A 1,499-nucleotide genomic window follows, 5' to 3' on the forward strand; every position below is an offset into this window, starting at 1 on the left:
GTAACTAATCAGGTCGGCTGTTTCGGGCCGGTTTGATCTTGCCGGGGTTGTTCGGCAGGATGTCCGGGTGCCTGAGATGCCGTCCATCGTGGAGCTGTTGGAGCGGCTTGTGGTGATGGAGCAGGCCCTGGCTCGGGCGAATGAGCGGATCGAGGCCCTGGAGGCGGAGAACGCCGAGTTGCGGCGCCGGTTGGGTCAGTCTCCGCGGAACTCGAACATGCCGCCCTCGGCGCAGGGGCTGGACAAGCCGGCGCCGAAGTCGTTGCGGGGTCGTTCCGGTCGCCGTGCGGGCGGTCAGGACGGTCATCCGGGTCGCACGTTGCGGCAGGTCGATGATCCGGATGAGACCGTGTGTCACGAACCGGCTGCGTGTGTCGGGTGTGGCAGCGGGCTCACCGACGCGCCGCTGGCCGCGGTGACTCGCCGTCAGGTGTTCGAGATTCCGCAGATCCGTGCCCGGGTCACTGAGCATCAGCTGATCGCTCGCCGCTGCTCGTGCGCGACGGTCACCTGCGCGGACGCTCCGGCCGGTGTCGACGCGCCGGTGCAGTACGGGCCGCGCCTGGCCGCGATCGTGGTGTATCTGCTGGTCGCGCAGTTCGGGGCGCAGAAGCGCGTCGCGCAGACGATCGCGGATGTGTTCGGGGTGCCGATCTCGCAGGGCAGCGTCGCCGCGTTGACCGCCCGCGCCGCGGTCCGGCTCGAGGGTGACTTCCTCACCGCGATCCGTGTAGCCCTCGCCGCCGCGCCGTTGGTGCACTTCGACGAGACCGGGTTCAGGGTCGCGGGCCGGCTGCACTGGGTCCACTCCGCCTCGACCGGTAAGTACAGCCTGCTCTATGTACACCCCAAACGCGGCCGTACCGCCATCGACGCCGGCGGGGTCCTGCCGGACTTCACGGGGATCGCGGTGCATGACGCCTGGGCACCCTATGACTGCTACTCGCAGGCCACCCACGCTCTGTGCTGCGCACATCTGCTCCGAGAACTGGTCGCCGCCCAACAGTTCGACCCTTCGGCGACCTGGGCCGCTCAAGGCATCGAGGCCCTGCTGACACTCAAGAACGCCGCGGACGCGGCTGTCACGGCAGGCTTGGACCACATCGATCCCGAGGTACTGGCCTCCGGGATCGCCTCGTTCCGCCACGCCGCCCTGGTCGGGATCAAGGACCACGCCGGCCAGGGCAGTCCGATCGGTAAGAAGCTGGCCGCTCTGGCCCGCCGGATGCGTGAACGCATCGACGACTACCTACGGTTTGCTCACGACCCGCGAAACTGCCCGTTCGACAACAATGCGGCCGAGCGGGAAGTCCGCATGGTCAAAATCCGGCAGAAGATCTCCGGCGCGATGCGCACCCAGACCGGCGCCGAACACTTCTGCCACCTGCGCTCGTATCTCGCCACCGCAACCAAACACGGCCTCAACCTCTACGACGCCCTCGTCCAACTCACGTCCGGCCGACCATGGATCCCCGCAATCAGCTGACCTGATTAGTTAC

At 67.5% G+C, this 1,499-nt stretch carries 1 protein-coding gene; it reads left to right on the forward strand.

Annotation, left to right across the window (positions count from 1 at the left end; all coding sequences use genetic code 11):
- Window positions 1-76: 76 nt before the first annotated feature.
- Window positions 77-1,486, forward strand: coding sequence for an IS66 family transposase (locus AB0E90_RS51660; protein WP_360421228.1), 1,410 nt, complete (start codon window positions 77-79; stop codon window positions 1,484-1,486).
- The last annotated feature ends 13 nt before the right edge of the window (window positions 1,487-1,499 follow it).

Source organism: Actinoplanes sp. NPDC026619 (assembly GCF_040638295.1).
Lineage (GTDB): Bacteria > Actinomycetota > Actinomycetes > Mycobacteriales > Micromonosporaceae > Actinoplanes.